Origin of the sequence: Desulfatiglans anilini DSM 4660, from assembly GCF_000422285.1 — a bacterium.
In the GTDB taxonomy this organism is placed as follows: Bacteria; Desulfobacterota; DSM-4660; order Desulfatiglandales; family Desulfatiglandaceae; genus Desulfatiglans; species Desulfatiglans anilini.
Map to the genome: position 1 here is coordinate 35,955 of NZ_AULM01000022.1, position 20,304 is coordinate 56,258.

Annotated in this window: 15 protein-coding genes; 9 read left to right on the plus strand and 6 right to left on the minus strand. The window is 55.4% G+C overall.

Annotated elements, in window-relative coordinates; genetic code table 11:
- Window positions 1-179: 179 nt before the first annotated feature.
- Window positions 180-662, plus strand: a complete 483-nt coding sequence (locus H567_RS0114380) for a Crp/Fnr family transcriptional regulator (protein WP_028321936.1) — start codon at window positions 180-182, stop codon at window positions 660-662.
- A gap of 73 nt (window positions 663-735) precedes the next feature.
- On the opposite strand, the gene H567_RS0114385 is transcribed toward H567_RS0114380, so the two are convergent.
- Window positions 736-1,968, minus strand: coding sequence for an amidase domain-containing protein (locus tag H567_RS0114385; protein ID WP_028321937.1), 1,233 nt, complete (start codon window positions 1,966-1,968; stop codon window positions 736-738).
- Between the two features lie 1,151 nt (window positions 1,969-3,119).
- Between H567_RS0114385 and sat the strand changes: the two genes are divergently transcribed.
- A complete protein-coding gene (sat, locus tag H567_RS0114395) occupies window positions 3,120-4,310 on the plus strand; it encodes a sulfate adenylyltransferase (protein WP_028321938.1) in 1,191 nt (396 codons plus the stop codon).
- A gap of 127 nt (window positions 4,311-4,437) precedes the next feature.
- Window positions 4,438-5,145, plus strand: a complete 708-nt coding sequence (gene queC / locus H567_RS0114400) for a 7-cyano-7-deazaguanine synthase QueC (RefSeq protein ID WP_028321939.1) — start codon at window positions 4,438-4,440, stop codon at window positions 5,143-5,145.
- 17 nt (window positions 5,146-5,162) lie between these two features.
- Here queC and H567_RS0114405 read toward each other — a convergent pair whose 3' ends face one another.
- The 3 genes from H567_RS0114405 to H567_RS25095 all read right to left on the minus strand — a co-directional run bounded on the left by H567_RS0114405 (window position 5,163) and on the right by H567_RS25095 (window position 9,724).
- A complete protein-coding gene (locus tag H567_RS0114405) occupies window positions 5,163-6,992 on the minus strand; it encodes an AMP-dependent synthetase/ligase (protein WP_028321940.1) in 1,830 nt (609 codons plus the stop codon).
- Between the two features lie 215 nt (window positions 6,993-7,207).
- Entirely contained in the window at window positions 7,208-8,053 is an 846-nt protein-coding gene (locus tag H567_RS0114410) for a DUF169 domain-containing protein (RefSeq protein WP_051184910.1), read from the minus strand.
- A 585-nt stretch (window positions 8,054-8,638) separates the two neighbouring features.
- A complete protein-coding gene (locus H567_RS25095; protein WP_028321942.1) occupies window positions 8,639-9,724 on the minus strand; it encodes a radical SAM protein in 1,086 nt (361 codons plus the stop codon).
- Window positions 9,725-9,864: 140 nt separating this feature from the next.
- Here H567_RS25095 and H567_RS0114420 point away from each other — a divergent pair, with 140 nt between their 5' ends.
- From H567_RS0114420 to H567_RS0114430, 3 genes are all read left to right on the plus strand, one after another.
- Entirely contained in the window at window positions 9,865-10,488 is a 624-nt protein-coding gene (locus tag H567_RS0114420) for a hypothetical protein (protein ID WP_028321943.1), read from the plus strand.
- Window positions 10,489-10,502: 14 nt separating this feature from the next.
- The gene (gene rimO / locus H567_RS0114425; RefSeq protein WP_028321944.1) at window positions 10,503-11,858 is read left to right on the plus strand and encodes a 30S ribosomal protein S12 methylthiotransferase RimO; all 1,356 of its coding nucleotides are present in this window, start codon (window positions 10,503-10,505) and stop codon (window positions 11,856-11,858) included.
- A gap of 108 nt (window positions 11,859-11,966) precedes the next feature.
- Window positions 11,967-12,950 (plus strand): polyprenyl synthetase family protein, encoded by a 984-nt coding sequence (locus tag H567_RS0114430; protein ID WP_028321945.1) that lies wholly within the window; start codon window positions 11,967-11,969, stop codon window positions 12,948-12,950.
- Between the two features lie 120 nt (window positions 12,951-13,070).
- Here the strand turns inward: H567_RS0114430 and H567_RS0114435 are convergent, their stop codons facing one another.
- Together H567_RS0114435 and H567_RS25105 are read right to left on the minus strand one after the other, a co-directional pair.
- Window positions 13,071-14,117: a molybdopterin-binding protein gene (locus tag H567_RS0114435; protein ID WP_028321946.1), complete on the minus strand. Its 1,047-nt coding sequence runs from the start codon at window positions 14,115-14,117 to the stop codon at window positions 13,071-13,073.
- A 303-nt stretch (window positions 14,118-14,420) separates the two neighbouring features.
- Window positions 14,421-15,188 carry an MBL fold metallo-hydrolase gene (locus tag H567_RS25105; RefSeq protein WP_035254570.1) on the minus strand — a complete coding sequence of 256 codons (768 nt, stop codon included), beginning with the start codon at window positions 15,186-15,188 and terminating at the stop codon, window positions 14,421-14,423.
- A 1,215-nt stretch (window positions 15,189-16,403) separates the two neighbouring features.
- On the opposite strand from H567_RS25105, the gene aprB reads away from it, so the two are divergent.
- The 3 genes from aprB to H567_RS0114465 all read left to right on the plus strand — a co-directional run bounded on the left by aprB (window position 16,404) and on the right by H567_RS0114465 (window position 20,300).
- Window positions 16,404-16,841 (plus strand): adenylyl-sulfate reductase subunit beta, encoded by a 438-nt coding sequence (gene aprB / locus H567_RS0114455; protein WP_028321948.1) that lies wholly within the window; start codon window positions 16,404-16,406, stop codon window positions 16,839-16,841.
- Between the two features lie 17 nt (window positions 16,842-16,858).
- Window positions 16,859-18,742 (plus strand): adenylyl-sulfate reductase subunit alpha, encoded by a 1,884-nt coding sequence (aprA, locus tag H567_RS0114460; RefSeq protein WP_028321949.1) that lies wholly within the window; start codon window positions 16,859-16,861, stop codon window positions 18,740-18,742.
- 289 nt (window positions 18,743-19,031) lie between these two features.
- Window positions 19,032-20,300 carry a CoB--CoM heterodisulfide reductase iron-sulfur subunit A family protein gene (locus H567_RS0114465; protein WP_028321950.1) on the plus strand — a complete coding sequence of 423 codons (1,269 nt, stop codon included), beginning with the start codon at window positions 19,032-19,034 and terminating at the stop codon, window positions 20,298-20,300.
- Window positions 20,301-20,304: the final 4 nt, after the last annotated feature.

A 20,304-nucleotide genomic window follows, 5' to 3' on the forward strand; every position in this document is an offset into this window, starting at 1 on the left:
TAAGCCGGGCTGTGCAGTGCGGAGCGTCACCCCGTGGTCGGGGTGGTTGGTAGCGTTGCACGCCGCCCGCTCTTCAAGCGCTCGGTGCTGCAAAGGATTCAGGAAATTCAGTTTTTACGGGCCGGGGCCTGACAACTGCGGTATTCAAGACAACCGTTTTCCGAGAGCAGGAGGGTCGGATGGTCAGCCTTGATTTTTTGGAGGAGGTGGAGGTCTTCAGGGGATTGGACGATGACCGGCTCGCAGCCTTGCGAGGGTGCTGCGAGGAGTCTGAATTCAAAAGGGGGGATGAACTTTTTGGTATCGGGACGGATGCTAAGCATCTGTGGGCGGTGGAGAAAGGTGAGGTGACCCTGATGGGGGAGCCGTCCAAGACAGCCGGCTCAGCAGCGTTTCCACTTTCTTCGTTGGAGACGAGCATGATCTTCGGCTGGTCGAGTATGGTCCCGCCTTACCGGCATATGCATTCGGCGTTTTGCGCCAGCAGGACCTGCCGGGCGATAAAAATCGAAAGCGCCTGCCTTTCACGGGTGTTCGAGGAGGATCCCGAAATGGGCTACCGGGTCATGATGAGGCTCTTGAGATCCATCGGAAGGCGGTTCCATTCGCTTCAGGAAGAGCTGGTCAGGCGCCGTGGGCAGGATATGCTGAACCAGTGGTGAGTATGGTGTGGAGGTGCAGGGCTTTTGTGAAAATTTTAGAAATCCGTAATACATCCGGATGAATCTATAACACCTACCAATATTCACTTCGGAGAATATGCCAACCGAAATACCATGCATTTGGTGCATTTTTAACTATATCATAAAACGATCTATTCAAAGTATTTTTGGAATGATAGCTTAAATATATTACGCAGCCTTCTTTCTTGGTTACCATCATTTGATGGTCGATAATATAATCATTATTCCAATCAGCGCTTACTACGTCACCCAATTGAATATCACAGGTTGTAGTGACATTGTATGCCCGATTCCTAAAATACATATGCCATGCCAAATTATCGGCTGCACTCCATGTGTAAGTCCATATGTTACCTGCACCGCTTTTTTCAAACCACCATTCTAAAATATTTTTTTTATCCCATCCGGTTGTCATAAACCAACCGCCAGCATAAAGACATTGTGATGCAAAATTGGTGCAATCCTTTTGTAATGGGTGTCCGTAATAGGGGTTACAACTTTCGGCATAAGCTATAGCATAATTCACTGCCGATGCCCTATTGTATGGATAAATTTCCAATTCGTGATTTAACATTTCCTCACTTTTGGCATGGGTTTCACTCATTTGATGATGCAATGGAATTTCCAGGGGAGGTAATACTAGAGGTTCGACAGCATCAGGATTGTTTTCCATATATTCATCTAGCTGTATCTTGGCATCTGGTGTATCCGGTACAATTGGGTAAGTTACATCTTTTTTGTCATTTAAGTTTGAATAGAAGATTTCATCATGTTGTTGATCGTAGATAACATCGTAATTTCTCATTGACTTCTTTATGATCATCACATGATCCATAACAGTTACAGTCAGTGGAGCGTCAAAATTAGGTGAATGAATAAGCCGGCTCTGCATTTTGTTTTTCTCTCGAACTTTGATATATATCATTCTGCCGATTTTTTTCGTTATGATTATATCGATAATTTCCGATTGTGACCATATATATTCAATTTCGTCTTCTTCTTTTATTGTATTATATAAATCTATAAGTGTCGTTTTGTATTCATCGCCTGAAAATTTCCTCCCCATAGCCTCGGTTATCGGAAAATTATATCCCTCATCTACACCTGTTATTAGTAACATATCTCTCATTTCAAACAAATGCAATATTGTAGATCTGATTGAATCTTCTTCATCTTGTTGGATATTGTATTCAGCATTGACAACACTTTCGCCATAAATTAGAACCAAAAAAAATAGACACAATTTGGCGATAATAATACAAAGGCTGCAATTTGCATGTCTCATGTATAGTCTCCTTTCTTCAAAGTATGCTTTTTTTATTGCTGCAATAATGGTACCGTTTGTGTTGAATATTGCCTGTTTTGGGCATTAACATAGCCCTTGGAAGTGAAAGCACAAAATCTTGTTGCTTTTTTTCCGATGCAGAAAAAATTGCTCAGCCTAGGAGGAACAGAGCGGAAGGAGAGACTGCACATGTTATTGTGAACACCGGTCTTCGCCATATACCGGTCTTTGGGATGAGGTCTGGTGGGAAGGGTTTCGAATGCAAGGGATCGACGATGCCGAGTGACGTTTTCCGAGTAAAGTTGCTTTATTGAAGGGTTTTGAGTAGCCCGGTCGCTGATCATCCAGGGGTGTTGCCGGCAGGACTTCCCGGGTGATCAGGATCGACAGCGCCAGTCTTTGCACGTTTCTGTTGGAGGATGATCCCGGAATGGGTTGGCGGGTCATGATGAGGCCCTTGAGATCGATCTGCAGGTCTTTTCATTCAGTCCTGGAAGCGGAGGTGAGGCACCGGGAACAGGATATTCTGAACCGGTGGTGAGTTTCCTTCCGGAAACGGTCTTTTTTCCAACTCGGGCGTCAATCTGTTGTTTTCTGGGGCGGCGATCTATAGGCCGCTTCCGAGCAAGTGCTGGATTTCATCGGTATTGTGAAAACCGCGGCCCACTTGGCAGCGGTAGGACCGATCACCCGAAGGGTGTGAAGAAAATATTCTCATTTCCGGATGGACACGAGTTAAATTTTGAAGACGCACGGCTTTTGTGAAAATTTGAACAAATACCTTCTTGACACGGCTCGAAACTTTTGGTATTCCTCGCACGTTACAATTGGACATGCTGGTCCTGACCCGGCAGGGATTGCGGTAAAGCGCGTCGAGACTGAGCAGGTGGGCGTTTGATCATATCGAAGTGGACGGAGGAAGCCGCCGGCTGGCAGGAAAAGGCCTTGCCGGTTGCATAAACTGGCAGCTCATGCCAAAACCGCTTTGATCCGCCTGCAGCCGGTGCGCACGAGGAGCGGGTTCGCTTGGAGCATCCAAGCTTGCGCCAATGCAAAGGGGTTACAATGACCGGTTTTGGCGGGGAACACCGAGTTTGTAGCGATGCTTTTTTGGCAGGGAATCACCAACTAAACCCAGAGGAGAGGAAACGATGATTAAGCCGCATGGATCCGATAAACTGAATCCGTTGTATGTCATGGACGACGCAAAGCGCGCCCAGTTAACCAAGGAAGCCGAGAGCCTGCCTTCCATCGTGGTCAGTTCGGCCGCAGCCGGCAATGCCGTCATGATGGGGGGCGGTTATTTCAATCCCCTGACGGGATTCATGAACGCCGCAGAGGCGATGAGCGTCGCGAAGGACATGAAGCTGAAGAACGGGCTGTTCTGGCCTGTGCCGATCGTGAATGTCGTGCCGGACGCCTCCGCTGTCAAAGGCGCGAAGAAGATCGCCCTCAGAGACCCGAACGTCGCCGGCAACCCGGTCCTGGCGATCCAGGAAGTGGAAGCCATCGAAGAGTTCACCCCCGAGCAGATGAAGGAAATGACGCTGTCGATCTTCCGGACGGAAGACGAGAACCACCCCGGGGTAAAGGCCTTCAACTCGGTTGGAAGGACGGTCATTTCCGGACCGATTCAAGTGCTGAACTATTCCTATTTCGATAAGGACTTCGGGGATACCTTCAAGACGGCTTATGAGATCCGTGAGATGATGGGCAAACTCGGCTGGGAAAAGGTCGTCGCCTTCCAGACCCGGAACCCGATGCATCTGGCCCACGAGGAACTCTGCCGCATGGCTTACAACGACCTCAAGACCGACGGCATCCTGATCCACATGCTCCTCGGTAAGCTGAAGGCCGGTGATATCCCTGCGGATGTCCGCGATGCCTGCATCCGGAAGATGGTCGAACTGTATTTCCCGCCGAATACGGTGCTTGTTACTGGATATGGGTTCGACATGCTGTATGCCGGTCCGAAGGAAGCCCTGCTGCACGCGGTATTCCGCCAGAACTGCGGCTGTACGCACCTGATCGTCGGGCGTGACCATGCCGGAGTCGGCGACTACTACGGCCCCTTTGACGCTCAGACGATCTTCGACGAGATCCCGAAAGACGCCCTCCTGCTCGACATCTACCGGGCGGACCACACAGCCTGGTCGAAGAAATTGAACAAGATCGTTATGATGCGCGACGTACCGGACCACACCAAGGATGATTTCATTCTCCTTTCCGGCACCAAGGTCCGTGAGATGCTGGGTAATGGGCAGGCACCGCCTCCCGAGTTCTCACGCCCGGAAGTCGCCCAGATCCTGATCAACTACTATCAGTCAATCGACAAGAAGTAGGCAGGATCGTTTTGGGGGTCGAACCGGCCCTTCGACGGTTAGAGAAGCCCGCCCTGTTTTAAGGAGGCGGGCTTTTTTTATAACATTCCGATCATGCGGAATCCTGACCGAACCTGGGAGATGTAAAATGGATGCAGGGCGCAAGGCAGTAGTGCTGTCAAGCGGCGGATTGGACTCGACGACTGTGATGGCGATTGCCCTTGAAGAAGGTTTCGACGTATACAGTTTAACGGTTGACTACGGACAACGACACAAGGTGGAACTGGAGGCTGCACGCAAGGTTGCCTCTGTATTGGGCGCCGAGGAGCACAAGGTCCTGCGTGTCGATTTGGCGGGAATAGGCGGGTCGGCACTGACAGACAACCTCAGGGTCCCGAAGGGCCGTCAGGAAGATCAAATCCCTAATGAGATTCCCATCACCTATGTCCCTGCACGGAATACCGTTTTTCTTTCTCTGGCCTTGGGTTGGGCCGAGGTGCTGGGGGCTGCGCATATCTTCATCGGGGCCAACAGCATCGATTACAGCGGCTATCCGGACTGCAGGCCGGAGTACCTGTCGGCCTTCGAAAGGCTGGCCTTGCTGGCCACCAAGGCTGGAGTGGAAGGGCGGCTGAAGATGCGGATCCACGCGCCTTTATTACATATGACCAAACGGGAAATCATTTTGAAGGGCTTGGAACTGGGTGTGGATTACAGCCTGACCCACAGCTGCTACGATCCACTGCCGGACGGCCGGGCCTGCGGAGAGTGCGACAGCTGCCGGCTGCGAAGGAAGGGGTTCCGGGAGGCCGGCATCCAGGACCCTTCGGAAAGGCAGGATGCCGGCCGGCCGTAAAAGGGGGGCTCAGATCTCTATTTCCTTGGAGGTGACGGGGCCTCTGGGGGATAAAGCTTCTCGATTTCTCCCTGAAATTTTTCTTCCAGGATTTTTCGCTTCAGTTTAAGTGTCGGGGTCATCTCGCCTGTTTCCTGGGTCCATTCGTGGGGCAGCAGGCGGAACTTGCGGATCTGTTCGACCCGGGCGAAGTCAGCCATGAGGCGTTCGATTTCGCGCGTGTAAAGGTCGACCACGGGTTGATTCTGGATGAGATCCTCGTGGTCTGTGAAGGACACTTGATTGGTCCGGGCCCATTTCTTGAGCTCTTCGAAGGCCGGGACGATCAGCGCGGAGAGATATTTCCTTTTTTCTCCGATCACGGCCACCTGCTCGATAAAGGGGGACTCCATCAACCGGCTTTCAATATTTCTGGGGGCGATATTTTTGCCGCCGGCGGTGACGATAATATCCTTGATCCTGCCCGTGATGGAAAGGTAGCCCTCCGCATCCACGGTGCCGAGATCCCCTGTCCGAAAGAACCCGTCCTCCGTAAAAGCCTCACGAGTCGCAGCCTCATCCTTATAATAACCAAGCATAACCTGCGGCCCCTTGATGAGGATCTCCCCCTCGGGTGAAATCTTGACGGTGGTTTCCGGCACTGGCGGGCCCACGGTTCCTGGTTTGATAAGACAGAAGCGGTTCACGTTGGTGATGGGGGTTGTCTCCGTCAGTCCGAAGCCTTCCAGTACCGTGATTCCCATGCCGAGGAAAAACTCCGCGTCGGAGACAGACAGCGCGCCGCCACCGGACACGGCGAATCTCAGGCGATCCATGCCGAGCACGGCCTTCAGCTTCGAAAAGATGATCTTGTCCGCCAAACGGTAACGCAAGGCGAAAAACCCCTTCGGCGGTTTCTGGGTGCATGCGTAAGGCAGGTTCAGCCTGGCGGTTTCAATGGCCCATTTGAAAAGGGCCTGCTTGGTGGCCGGGGCTTCGCCGACCTTGGCGAGGATGCCGGAGTGGATCTTTTCGTAAAACCTCGGTACGCTGATGATGCAGGTGGGTTTGATCTCCACCATGTTCTCCTGAATCTTGGAAAAATCTTCGGCGAAGGCCACTTGGGCGCCCCATGCAATGGGCATGTAATACCCGGCGGTTCTCTCCAGGGAATGGGAGAGCGGCAGGAAGGACAGGAGGACGTCCTGGTCCGACACGAGGTCCCAGAAATCCGCCAGGGCCTGACGCACATTGGATACGAAATTGTCGTGAGAGAGCATCACGCCTTTGGGGGGACCGGTGGTGCCCGAGGTGTAGATGATGGTGGCTACGTCGGAGGGTTTGACCGCGGCCAGCCTTGATTCGAAGACGTCGTTCCGGCCCTTTTTTTCGCCCTCCTGCAGCGCCTGGTCGAAATTGAGCACATCCGGGCCGAACCCTTCTGCGGTGTCATAGGCTACAATGAACTCCAACCCGGGGAGACGGTCCCGGATCTGCATGATCTTCTGCAGGTGTTCTGCCGCACCGACCAGGCATCCTTTGGATTCGGAGTGCTGCAGCACATAATAGGCCTCCTCGGCGGAGTTGGTGGCATAGATCGGGACGTCTACGGCGCCGATGGAGAGGATGGCCAGGTCGCTCACCCACCATTCATACCGATTGGGGGAAAAGATGGCCACCCGATCCCCTGGTTCGATGCCTCTGGAGATCAGGAAGGCGGCGAGGTTCCGGACCATGGTGTTCATCCGGTTCCAGGAGATGTCCACATACCGGCCCCCTGTCTTGTACGAAACGCAGGTGCGGTCGCCGTACTTGCGGACCTGTTGCTGGAAAACGGCTGGCATCGAAGTGTCTTTCAATCGCTCCATTGCGGTACCTCCGGGCGCTCCTGTTCGCGGGCGCAGACAAACATGGTCCTGTCACAAAAAGAGCCTAGAAAAGGCGGTTTGAAACAGAAAAGTGCGTTGCACTCGATCGTTGATCTCTATAGGGATCGCTGGGGCGGTCGCTTCCGAGGCCCCGCTGCCTCAACGGGATGATGCCGGCCTGCCGATGGGTGGGAAGGCCGGCGGAAGGAGGTTGATTATGCTTGTTTTTTGGGCTTTTTCCAAGCGATCAAAGGACAGAGTTTGCAGATATTGAAACCGGGATAGGTTTCTCCCGTGCGGGGGAATGAGGCGCCGCCGTCACGGAGGGTTCTTTGAAGGGTCCATCGGACCGTTCTTTCAAGGTGTGAACCGGGCCAGATCCAGTTGATTTCCCCCTGTTCGGTCTTGCCAGAGGTGTAGCTGCTGCTGCACATCGGGGTGATGTTGGGTTCCTGTGTCACGTAACATCGAACAATTCCGTGGCAGACAGAAGAATTCATGCTCATGGTCATACGAAAAGGATGCGTGTCGAAAGCTGCGCACCAATCATTTCCCAAGTGATAGGACTGGAGGACGTCGGACATGCCATGAATGACGTCCGGTACGAAGGGGCTTTTGTGCAAGGGGGCTGTGGCAAAGGCGAGCAATCCAGGCGGCAGGCGTTTCTTTGTTTTAACAAAGCGCTCGGCCTGTTCCAGGTTTTGGGTATATTTCAGGTGCCCTTTGATCTCGGATTCATCCAGTTCTTTCCATCCAAGAACATATTTCGCATTTGAACATCCGGTTTTTTCCTTGGTGCTGAGAGTGATTTCGCCGCCTTGTCGGGAAGCCGCAACGTAGTGACACAAAGTAAAAGGGTGAAGCGCTTCTTTATAATCGGCCTGCTGTTTATAATCTTCGAGTTCTTCTTCTGAAAAGAAAAATTTGACGGCTACAGGATAATACTTGAATTTCAATAGATTGCGTAGAGTAAAAACAATGTCCGAATGGCTGAGTGTTTCCTTTTCAAGCATTTGCCTTGCAAACTCTACGTCGTTCAAAAGCATTGTCGTGTCTATCATAAGATGCTCTCCAGACTGTAGAAGGTTAAAGATTGTTTGCCTGTTAAAAACTCCCACGCCTCTCGGCCATACCGTTTGGGCTGTGCCGGCATGGTGCGGGTGCTTGGGCGCCGACCACCAGGGCGCCTCCGCGCAAGCGATTGATTTCCTTGATGCTGGCCAAAAATCCTCATTTCCGGGTTGGAAACGGGGTACTAGCCGGAATCATTTCCAGATGGACAGCAATGAGGGATCAACGTCTGAAAACCCTGTGAAAAAGGTTTTCCGGATGGACACAAGTTCATGGAAAGCCTATAAAATCGAGTGAAGGATGTCAACGGGAAACAGCATCACTCCCAGCTTGAGGACGGATCATTTGTCGCGGGGCCGGCCGGCTTAGGGCCATGCCGTTAGGTGTGCCTTCATAAAGAGAGGGGTTTGCGCACGGGCGGGGATGGAATCGTGGAGCCTTGCTTGTGCCGGAGGGGATAAGGGCTTGGCATGGGAATCTCCGCGGGGTTCTTAAGATCTTCCAAAAACCCGATGTCTGTGGCAGACTGGTGGGTGATCGAGGCCAACCGCAGGCATGCTTGACGCTCCGGGAAGTCAGGAGGTCGTGTGCGCCGGATTCCGGCCGACGGAGATGGACGGGTGCGGGTCTGGGGAACTGAAGGCGGTTCGATAGTCGACGGAGCAGCACGTTGCCTGGAAACGCGGGTGCAGGCCGAGTGCCAGCGCCTCCTCGACCGCTTCTTCGGACCAGACCGCCATACGGGTGATGCCGGCGCGAAGGGCGAGACACTCGAGGGATGTGCCCTCGCGATTGCGAGGTCTTTCACACCCGAGGGCGATGGGGACATCCGGCATGAGGAGCCGGGCGGAGGCGATGAGACGCGCGATCGCCAAAGGGGCAGGCGGTTTGACGGTTGACATGGCGGTCCCTTTGAGCGGGCTGAGCACAACGATGACCAACACGGTGGGATGGTAGCGGCGAATGATCTCGAGCGCTCGATGCTCTGAATCGATGCGGCCGAAATAGAGCCCGGCCACGATGTGCGGAATCCAGGCGATGCCACTCTTTTTGACGGCTTCGATGGCCTCGATGACCTTGTGGAGTCCTGGGAGCCGATAAACCTCTGTTGCGGCCTTTTCATCTCCCATGACATCGAGGAGGGCCTGACGGATGCCGGCGGCCTTGAGGTCCTTGGCGGTGCGGAGGTCCGGGAAGCCCGTGTGCGCCGAAAGGTGCAGGGTTGTTTCGCGTCCGAGGGACGAGATGACGTCTAGATAGCGGTTCCAGGGCAGTTCGCCGTTCCGGTTGGATCCACCGGTCAGGAGAATACCGTGGTTCCCGTTCACAGCGAGCAGACGGCCGCGGCGCAACAACTCCTCGGGCTCATCGACCTTGAGCATCGGTTGGAGGAGTGTTCCTGCGCAGTGGAGGCACTGCAACTCGCAGCGGCTGCCTGTGATGGAGAGGGCGGGATATCGGCCGCGGAAGCCGTGGAAGCGTATCATTCCGGGGAGATAGAAGGTGATTTCTCTACCATGGCGGTCTCTGGCGATGTCCCACGCTTCGCGAAAAAGGGCTTCGTCGGCGGGACCGAATTCAGGAGAGGGAGATGCAAGGCTGGTTCCGATGGCTGTCCGGGAATCGGGAAGCGGGGGCTGATTGTTCGATCTTTCGGGCATGGACAGACCACGCGAGCCGCAGAGGCCGACGGCGTTTCAGGTTGAAGAAAAACAGCCTGCGTAAAACGGATTTTTCAACACGCTGCCAAGACCACGTTTTCCGAGGTGGAATCGGGATTGAACATAGGGAGAGTATGCAAATGCTGAAGAGAAATCAAGCCTGGTTTTTTTGGGTGCTGCCGCTCTTGATCTGCTTCGCGGCTTCGGGGTGCAGCACGCTTGCTGAATTGAAAGTGCACTATGAACTTCCCCCTGGCTCCAATGCCCTGTCGGGGCGGAGCATGGCGCTGTTGGTGGAAGATGGGCGCACGGTCCCGGAGATTCTGGGAAAGGGCGCGGCCAAACAGTATGAGCATTTTTCAGGGAAGGTCTCCTTCAGCTATGCCCGCTACGGGGAACCCGGCTTCAAACAGGGGCTTTATGATCTGCGCGAGCTGTTCACTGCGGCCTTCACAAAGAAATTGGAGAATCTCGGGATGGACGTGCGGACGGAGCGTGTACCGGGGGCGCTGGAACTCATCATCCGTGTCGAGGAGTGCTCTCTGGACTTTGTTGACCGGCGGTGGATTGCCAGGGCGGTTTATGAAGCTCGAGTCGAGGAAAACGGGCGCTTTTTGGCATCGCAGCGGATCAGCGGCCACTCCGAAAGGCTGAAGATCATCGGCCGGAAGCAGGCCGATGCAGTCATGAGCGAGCTTTTTACCGATATCGTCAATCAGCTCGATGTCTTAAGACTTCTGGAGCAGGTCGAGCGAGTGCGCTGAGGATGGCCATCGCTATGAAAAATCGGCCACTGGACCATCATGGGGTGTATTGCATCAGCCTCGGCTGTGCAAAAAATCTCGTCGACACCGAGCATATGCTTGGTTTGATGCAGGCAGGCGGCTGCGGGTTGACCGAGACCCTGGGCGAGGCCGAAACGGTGGTGATCAACACCTGCGGTTTTATCCAGGAGGCTGTGCAAGAGGCGATCGGAACCATTCTTGAGGCAGCACGCGAGAAGGCCTTGGGAACCTTCAGAAACCTGATCGTAACCGGGTGTTTTGTGCAACGGTACGGCTACAAGCTGACCCGGGAAATCCCCGAGGTGGACGCTTGGGTGGGTACCGGAGAATTCCACCGAATCGTGGAAGTGCTGAGCGCCCTGGAGGCTCAAAAAGGGCCTCTTTTCCTGATCGGTCCGCCCCGCTACCAGGCGGACCACGGCGTGCCGCGCATCCGGACGACGCCGTTTTTCAGCACCTATCTCAAGATCTCTGAAGGGTGCTCCCATCGCTGCAGCTACTGCTGCATACCCCGCCTGAGGGGGCCTCTTCGCAGCCGCAGCCTGGATTCTCTGGTCCTCGAAGCGGAGCGGATGGTCGCAGACGGCGTCAAGGAGATCAACCTCGTCGGCCAGGATATCACGGCTTACGGGCGCGATCGTTTGGAGCGCGGGGGGTTGGAGCGGCTCCTGAGGCGTCTGGTCAAGGTGGATGGGCTTGCCTGGATCCGGCTGATGTACTGCAATCCCGAAGGGATTACCGATGCATTGTTGGAATTGATCGAAGGGGAGGAAAAAATCTGCCCTTATTTGGATATTCCCCTCCAGCATGTCAGCCCCGCCGTGCTTCGTGCCATGGGGCGAGGGGGCGGCGGAGAAAGTCCGTGGGAATTGATCGGGCGGATCCGCTCCGTCAAGCGCGGTATCGCCATCCGTACGACCTTCATGGTGGGCTTCCCGGGAGAAACGGAGCAGGATTTCGAGAATCTGCTCCGCTTTGTACAGGAGACGAGTTTCGATCATCTCGGTGTATTCTCGTTCAGTCCGGAGAGTGGCACGCGAGCGGCGAGAATCAGGACGGGCATTGTGCCCAAAAAGATCGCCGTCGAGAGGCGCCGCAAGGTAATGCAGCTTCAGTCCCGGATGGCGAAGAAGGCCAAGCAGGGGCTGATCGGATCCGTTTTTCCGGTTCTGATCGAGGGGTATTGCCCCGAAACGGAGCTTCTGCTGAGCGGGCGCACCTCCATGATGGCTCCCGAGGTCGACGGACAGGTCCTGATCACTAAAGGGACGGGAGCTGAAGGCGTGATCCTCCCGGTCAGGATTACCGAAGCCCACCCCTATGATCTAGTCGGCGAGATTGTTTCTTGAAACGATGTAGTCGGATTTGGTTTGACATGACTTCATTGCTTATTTAACCTTACCCATTTATCTCAAAGCAGCTAAAGCGGCTGGATGCGCCATCAGCGGGAGTTTCGGATGAACCCAGACCAGGCTATACTGAACAAGCACAGACTTCACCTCGAAGAAATCGAGGCCGAACTGGCTCTTTCCGTCGGATCCCGCGTAGCGAAAATCGAAGAAATATCCCGGCACACCCTCCTTGGAGGAGGAAAGAGACTCCGCCCACTCCTCTTTGTTCTTTCTTGCGGGCTTCTTGGATCGCGGGTTCAGGAATGCTACCGGTTGGCGGGTATTTTCGAGATCATCCACGCCGCCTCGCTCCTGCACGACGATGTCCTGGACAACGCGGAGACCCGGCGCAGCCGGCCTTCGGCCAACCGTCTCTGGGGCAACCATGCGGCGGTGCTCGTAGGGGACTTCTTGTACTCCAAGGCCTTTGCCGTGGCCTTTGAAACGGGGCATCGCCCCTTTCTCCAGCGCCTGACGGAGACTACCACCCGTATGGCCGAAGGCCAGGTTCTGGAACTCGAACATACCTTCGACTGGGACATCGGGAAAGAAGCTTACCTGGAGATCGTCAAGGCCAAAACAGCGGTGTTGATTTCGGCTGCCTGCGAGTGCGGGGCGATTTTGAGCGGTGCGGGAGAAACGGCCGAATCGGCGCTTGCACAGTTCGGCTTCCATATGGGCGTGGCCTTTCAGTTGATGGACGACCTCCTGGATTACACGGCAGAGGAGAAGGTATTCGGCAAGCCGGTGGTCAAAGACCTGAGGGAGGGGAAGATTACCCTGCCGTTGATTTACGCGCTTGCGGATCTGGAAGAGGCGGACCGGGCTGCCCTTCGGACCCGCCTCACGCCAGAGGGAGCGTTTCCGAGCGAGGCGGATTTCCTGCAGGTTTTGGAGATGGTGCGCACCGGCGGCTGCCTGGAGCGCGTTCGCGAAGAGGCCTCTGAAAGCGTCGAGCGGGCGGCCGGTTGCCTGGCGATTTTCCCTGACTCCCCTGCAAAACGTGATCTGCTCCAAATGAACCGTTACATCCTTGACCGGAGCTATTGACCTGCAACCGGCTTATAGCGGCGCAAAAAGAGAAACGGCCTTCTGTTTTCTCCGGGACACCGCGGTTTCATCGGGCGCTTCGGCCTTTGCAGGAAAGCAGGAGGCTGAGTCGGGGCACGGTCATTTTCCGAAGGGACAGACGGGATAGCGGCATGCCTCACACTGAAGACACATGCCGCCGTGGGCCATTACGGCCAGGTCGCGCCGCGTGATCTCCTCCCCGGCGAGTACCCTCGGGAGAACGAGGTCGAGAACGGTCGCCCTGTAAAAAAGTACGCATGCCGGCAGACCGAGGATCGGGATCTCTCCGATGCGGCCGTAAAGGAACATCGCCCCGGGCAGGACCGGCGTACCGTAAATGACGGGGTCGGCTCCGGCTTCAGCGACCGCCAGCCGGCTGATGTCGTCCGGGTCGACGCTCATGCCGCCGGCGACCATGACGAGCCGGGCGCCGGCCTGAATGACCGAGCGGATCCCGTCCACGATCCGGTCCAGTTTGTCGGGGGAGAAGACGAGTTTGCATATCTCACAGCCATAGGCGGCCAGCTTTTTGCGGAGGATGGGCGCGAATTTATCCTCGATGAGACCGGTGTAGACCTCGTTTCCCGTCACGACCAGACCGGTCGGGGGTTGGGCCAGTGCCGTGACCGTAAAGACGGGTCCATAGGTTCGTATCGCTTCCAGCGCTTCCATGAGGGTCTTTTCTTTCAGGATGAGAGGGATAGCGCGGGTGGCGGCCAGGATGTCGCCAGCTTGGACGACGGTGTTCGTGTGGCGGGACGAGCAGGAGATCTCCGGGGTCATGTTCAATTCCACCAGGGCTTCCACGTTGATCTTCAGCAGTCCAGAGCGCGCCGCCTTGAGGGCGATTTTTCCTTCAGACGGAGACTCTTCGAAGCTCACACCCGGCCCTGCGATGACGTTGGCGATCCTGAGCGCGGCTTCGTCCTCATGAAGTTCGTCCCGTCCCAGCTTCAAGACATACAGATGTTCCTTCCCTAAACGCTTCAAATGCCGTATGTCTTCTTCCCGGATGATATGCCCCTTCTTGAAAGCCGGGCCTTTGAACTGGCCGGGCCTGATCTCCGTGATGTCATGTGCCAGGACGGTGCCGACGGCCTGGTCGACAGATATGATGGTTGCGGATGATTTGTATTTGCCTGTCATGAGATTTCTCCTCAAGCTATCGTCGATGAGCTGGTTTCCATCCGTAAATGGTCTTTTGGGCCGATCTAGGCGTCAATCTGCACGTTTACTTGTGCGGCGACCACCAGGGCGTCTCCGCGCAAGCGCTAGATTTCCTTGATATTGGCCAAAAATCCTCATTTCTGGATTCGAAACTCGGGTTCTATCGGGAAATCATTTCCGGATGAAAACAACCTGGTCTGATCCGGAAATGGTCCTTTTGGCCCGTTTCGGGAGAGGCTGTTCCTGTCCTTTTGGGACTGGAAGCGGGGCGGGATGCGCCGTTCAAAGCCTCAACAGCAGTAGATCCGAGCCAAGCGTAAGCTCTCCACTATACGCCCGCCGGCAATCTCCGGCAATGTCTGTTTTCAGACACTCCGGATAAAAATGGGTCAGCACCAGATGCCGGGCGCCGGATTGTTCGGCAATACGGGCGGCTGAGGAAGGGGTCAGGTGCCCGGGTACAGGCGACTGGTCTGGAAAGGCGCATTCGAGGATGAGAATATCGGCATCCTGCGCAAGGTGGACGATCTCGTCGCAATAATCTGTATCGCCTGAATATACAAGGATCTTCCCGTCCGAGGAGCGTATGCGGTAACTGATTCCCTGCGCAGAGTGGCGGGTGCATGCGGTCGATATCTCCAGCGAACCGATGGCCAAGACTCCATCATTTTCAGGGCGGATCTCCCTGACCGATACGCATTCACTCCATCGTAAGGTAGAGCCCGCGTAGGCTGCTTCGAGGTGAGAGAGCATGTCTGTCAGGCCGGCCGGGCCGGCGAGGACCATTTGAGTTCTGGAGGCGGCAAAAGACGGGTTGCGCAAGGCGAAGAGAAGCGGAACCAGATCGGCGCAGTGGTCCGGGTGAAAATGCGTTAGAAACACCCCTCGCAGAGCGGTCAAGGGCAGGCCGGCTCTGGCCATTTGCCGGAGCGTGCCCGGTCCGAGATCAAGGCAGAAGAGGTGATCTGCCTCGCGGACGGCAATGGCTGGAGATGCGCGATCAGATAGTGGCAGGGCGGTGCCCGTGCCGAGGAGGACAACATCCATCATCGGTTTGCGGTCCAAATGTTTCAGGTTGGTAATGCTACGGCATCTCTACGGACACGGCCTGGGATGCCCTTCGGTTTCGATGCGAGGGCGTGCGGCGCTCCCCTGTCTATATTTCGCAAAGCGGTGCCCCGTCCGGAGAAACAAGATGAGCCGGCCAGAATCCGGACCACTGGAGGTTGCTGAAAAAAGGGGCCGACAGCGGCCGGATGCGTGATCAATGCACACTCTGACCCGAAAAAGAGGCGCGATGATGAAGCCGATTCCCCGGACCGCACGGTGGCATCTTATCCGTGAATCTGTTCCCGGTCAATCCTTGACGAATCCATGAAACATGCCCTGACTGGCGGGCTTGACAAAGTGTAAGAAAACCTGACACCTTTCAACGTCGATCCGGTTCACTAGTTTTCCTGGTGGGACGCAGGGATCGGTAGTGCTCTCGATAGGTTGCCTCTTTTCGCTTTTAATCGCGGGAAGTGGCATGTTTCTTGTTTGAAAATGTCTCGCGGAAGGAGGAGTGGAATGCCCGTTGGAGCCCGGTGAATAAAAACAGGATATTTATCTTGATAAATCAATCCGTTCGGCAAAACCGCCGAATGCGAAGCATCAAGAGTAAGGGTGAGAGGGCCTAGAAACGAGAAGGCACGCCGGCTCCTTTCCCGGCTGGCTCATTTTTACTTGACACCAAAGGGAATTTATATATAAAAGGGTGCTTGTTACAAAAAGCACAAAGTATCGGGGAGAAATCCTGGCACGAGAGGCTTTTTGGGTTGCGGATTGAAAATAGGGGCAGCAGGGTTGCCGATGTCTATAAAACATGAGGCAAACCGGGCTTTTGCCCTCGCGAGTGCGGCGGTGGAGGTGCTCAGCCAGGCCACCGCCGGAGAAGGAGGACCGGGTACCGCCCCTGTGCGGTTTACGACGCTGCTCCCTGCTGGCTCGGTCGCAGGCAAGGCAGAGACTTTCTGCTTGTGCACGAGATGCCCTTGGAAGGGCTGTAGCAAGAGCGGGGAAATCCGGAGTGAATCGGGAAGTGTCGAAGCTGCGTGGGGCGAGGCTTGTCTACCTGAAATCGACACCGGTTCCTGGGCCTTGATTGCTTGAGATCGCAGTCTAGAAAAAGATCGTATTCAAGAGAAAGGAGGTGGCATTCACAACTTTTGTAAACACCCTTGTCTTTGTAGAATCCATTCATTTGTCTATCAGGAGGTGTAGATAATGCCAAGTTATGTGATCACTGAGAAATGTGACGGTTGCAAAGGGCAGGACAAGACCGCTTGCATGTATATTTGCCCGAACGACCTCATGGTGTTGGATAAGGAGAGGATGAAGGCCTACAACCGCGATCCGGCGATGTGCTGGGAATGCCAGTGCTGCGTCAAGATCTGCCCGCAGCAGGCGATGGACGTGCGCGGCTATGCCGACTTCATCCCGATGGGTGCCAGTGTTGTGCCTCTGCGTGGTTCGCAGGATATTATGTGGACGGTCAAATTCCGCGACGGCAGCCTCAAGCGCTTCAAGTTCCCCATCCGGACGACCGAAGAAGGGACCGCGGATCCGTTGGGCGGCTTTGCTGCGCACGATGATCTGAACAGCCCGGCCCTGGCCACCGAACCGGCATCATTGGGACTGAAGGAAGTCCCCACAATAAAGTAGTTTAAGGAGGGTAAGTTATGGCAAATTTTCAGACTGTTGAAGTGAGTACCGACCTCCTGATCGTTGGTGGGGGATTTGCAGCTTGCGGCGCCGCCACCGAGGCGGCCTATTGGGCCAAGAAAAAAGGCTTGAAAGTGACGTTGGTCGACAAGGCTGCTCTGGATCGGTCCGGCGCCGTTGCGATGGGCCTCTCTGCCATCAACCAGTATGTTGGCATCAAAGACGGCGAGAACACCTGTGAAGACTATGTACGTTATGTCCGCCAGGACCTGATGGGAATCTCCCGTGAAGACCTGGTTTTCAATATTGCCCGCCACGTCGACTCCACCGTACACCTTTTCGAGAAGTGGGGCCTCAAGATCTGGACGGACGAGGCTGGCAAGTATGTTCACGAAGGCCGCTGGCAGCTCATGATCAACGGTGAATCTTACAAGATCATCATCGCTGAAGCAGCCAAGAACGCCATGAAGGAAGCGGGCGGCGAGATCTACGAGCGCGTTTTCATCGTCGAGCCGCTGGTGGAAAACAACAAGATCGTGGGAGCCGTCGGCTTCAGCACCCGTGAAGAGAAATTCTACGTCTTCAAGGCGAAGGCGGTCATCTGCGCCATGGGCGGTGCGGTTCACGTGTTCCGTCCACGGTCCGTCGGCGAGGGCTTCGGCCGCTCCTGGTATCCGCCGTTCAACACCGGCTCCAGCGCCTATTTCACCCTGAAGGCCGGTGCCGAGATGACCTGCCAGGAAGTTCGCTTCATCCCCGTTCGTTTCAAGGATGCCTACGGTCCGGTCGGCGCCTGGTTCCTGCTGTTCAAATCCAGGGCCGTCAGCGCTGAAGGCGGCGAGTATATGGCCGTCCGCAAGGACGAGCTCCAGAACTGGGCCCCCTACGGCCTGGCCAAACCCATCCCGGCCAACCTGAGAAACTATCTCGGCATGCTGGATGTGGACGCCGGCCTTGGCCCCCTGTACATGGAGACGGCCGAAGCTATCGGCAAGATTGCAGATGCTTACAAAGACGACCCGAAGGCCTTCAAGAAGAAAATGAAGGAACTCGAGGCGGAAGCCTGGGAAGACTTCCTGGATATGACCATTTCTCAGGCGCATCTCTGGGCATCCCAGAACGTCAAACCCGAAGAGAAGCACTCGGAAATCGCGGCCTGCGAGCCGTACTTCATCGGCTCCCACTCCGGCGCATCCGGTGCCTGGGTCAGTGGTCCCGAGGATATGAACACCCCCTACAAATGGGGTTATCCCAACATGACCACGGTGGAAGGTCTGTTTGCGGCCGGCGACGCCTCCGGGGCCTCCAGCCACAAATTCTCCTCCGGTTCGCATGCTGAAGGCCGGATCGCCGGCAAGGCTGCGATCAAGTACATCGTGGATAAGGGTGCCGAGCCCAAGGTCGATGCCGGCAAGGTGGATGCACTGAAGGCCAAGATTCTGGCCCCGTTGGACACCTATGCAGCGCACTGCAAAGAGACCACGGCCCCCGAGATCAACCCCAATTACATCCTGCCCCTGCAGTTCATGCATCGTCTCCAGAAGATCATGGACGAATACGCAGGTGGTGTGACCGCGGCCTTCAAGACCAGCAAGTCGAACCTGCTGCGGGCCGAGGAACTCTTCGTCTTCCTGAAGGAAGATGCAGAGAAATTGGGTGCTGCGGATATCTATCAGCTCGAAAGATGCTGGGAGAACGTCCACAGAATGTGGCAAGGTGACGCCCACGTCCGGACCATGCTCTTCCGCGAGGAGACCCGGTGGCCGGGCTATTACTTCAGGGCTGACACCCCGAAGATGGATGAAAAGAACTGGCATTGCTTCGCCAACTGCCGCTTCGATCCCGCGAAGGGTGAATGGGAAATGATGAAGCGCGACGTGTGGAACATTCCCGGTGTGTAATGGCTGACCGTTGAGAAAATGCTCCAGGCATTTCAGTTGCCTGGAGCATTTCCGTCATGGAGCTCCTTTGCGTTGTCTCCCGAAGGACTTAATCCGGCCGACTAGGAAAGCAGCGCGCATGCTGGTGGTTGCTCTCCATAAATACAACGAATAGAAGCGTATTTGGTCGATGGGCATTCCGCTGACCGGAAAACGGGGGCATCGGATGCATATGGACGAAGTACGCTTTTTGTATGGATGGGCATACAGCGCGAAGAGATGAAGCAATAATTCAACCCTGGAGGATACAATGGCAGATGTACAAACGACAAACCAGAGCATATTGGTTGTGGGCGGAGGCATGAGCGGGATCACGGCCGCCCTCGAAGCAGCGGAAGCGGGGTATGATGTGGTCTTGGTCGAAAAGAGGCCCTACCTGGGTGGCCGCGTAGCCCAACTGTATGAATATTTCCCGAAGCTGTGCCCCCCGAACTGCGGTTTGGAGATCAATTTCCGGCGCCTGAAGGCGAATCCGCGGGTCCGTTTCTTTACCATGGCCGAGGTGAGCAAGATCAGCGGGAAAGAGGGGGATTATGATGTGACGGTCGCCCTGAAGCCCCGCTATGTCAACGAGAAATGCACCTGCTGCGGGAAGTGCGCGGAGGTCTGTGAAGCGCAGATCGACAATCCGTTCAATTACGGGATGGACAATATGAAAGCGGCGTATCTGCCTCACGATTTCGCTTTTCCGATGCGATACGTCCTCGATCCGTCCATCGTGAAGACCGAAGAGGGGCAAAAATGCAAAGAGGCCTGCGCATATGACGCGATCGATCTGGACATGCAGGAAACCAGCTTCGATCTGAAAGCGGGCGCCATCGTCTGGGCCGGCGGATGGGATCCCTACGATGCCTCAAAGATCGAATATTACGGTTTTGGAACTTACAAGAACGTGATCACGAATGTCATGATGGAGCGGCTGGCCTCCTTGGAAGGGCCGACCGCCGGCCGGATCCTGAGACCGTCGGACGGGAAGCCGGCGAAGAATGTGGCCTTCATCCAGTGCGCCGGTTCGCGGGACGAAAATCACCTCGCATATTGCTCCGGCATCTGCTGTCTCGCCTCCATGAAGCAGGCGAGCTACCTGAGGGAGAAGGACCCCGAATCCGCGGCGACGGTCTTTTTCATCGACATCCGTGCCCTGGATCGTTTGGAGGATTTCTACACACGGGTCAAGCAGGATGAAAAGGTCAGCTTTGTGAAGAGCAAGATCGCCGTGATCACCGAAGATGAAGAGACAGGGGATCTTCTGCTCGAAGGCGAAAACACCCAGACTAGCGAGCAGATCCGTATGCGATTCGATCTGGTGGTTCTTGCTACAGGGATGGTTCCGAACCGGATGAGCACCGATGTGACCGGGGATATTTCCTGGAACGAATATGGTTTCTTTGCCTGTGAGCCCGGAAAACCTGGAATCTACGGTGCCGGGTGTGCTCGAAGACCCACTGATGTCGCTTCCTGTGTGCAGGACGCCACAGCCTCAGCCCTGAAGGCCATTCAATCAATCGCGAGGAGGTAACCCG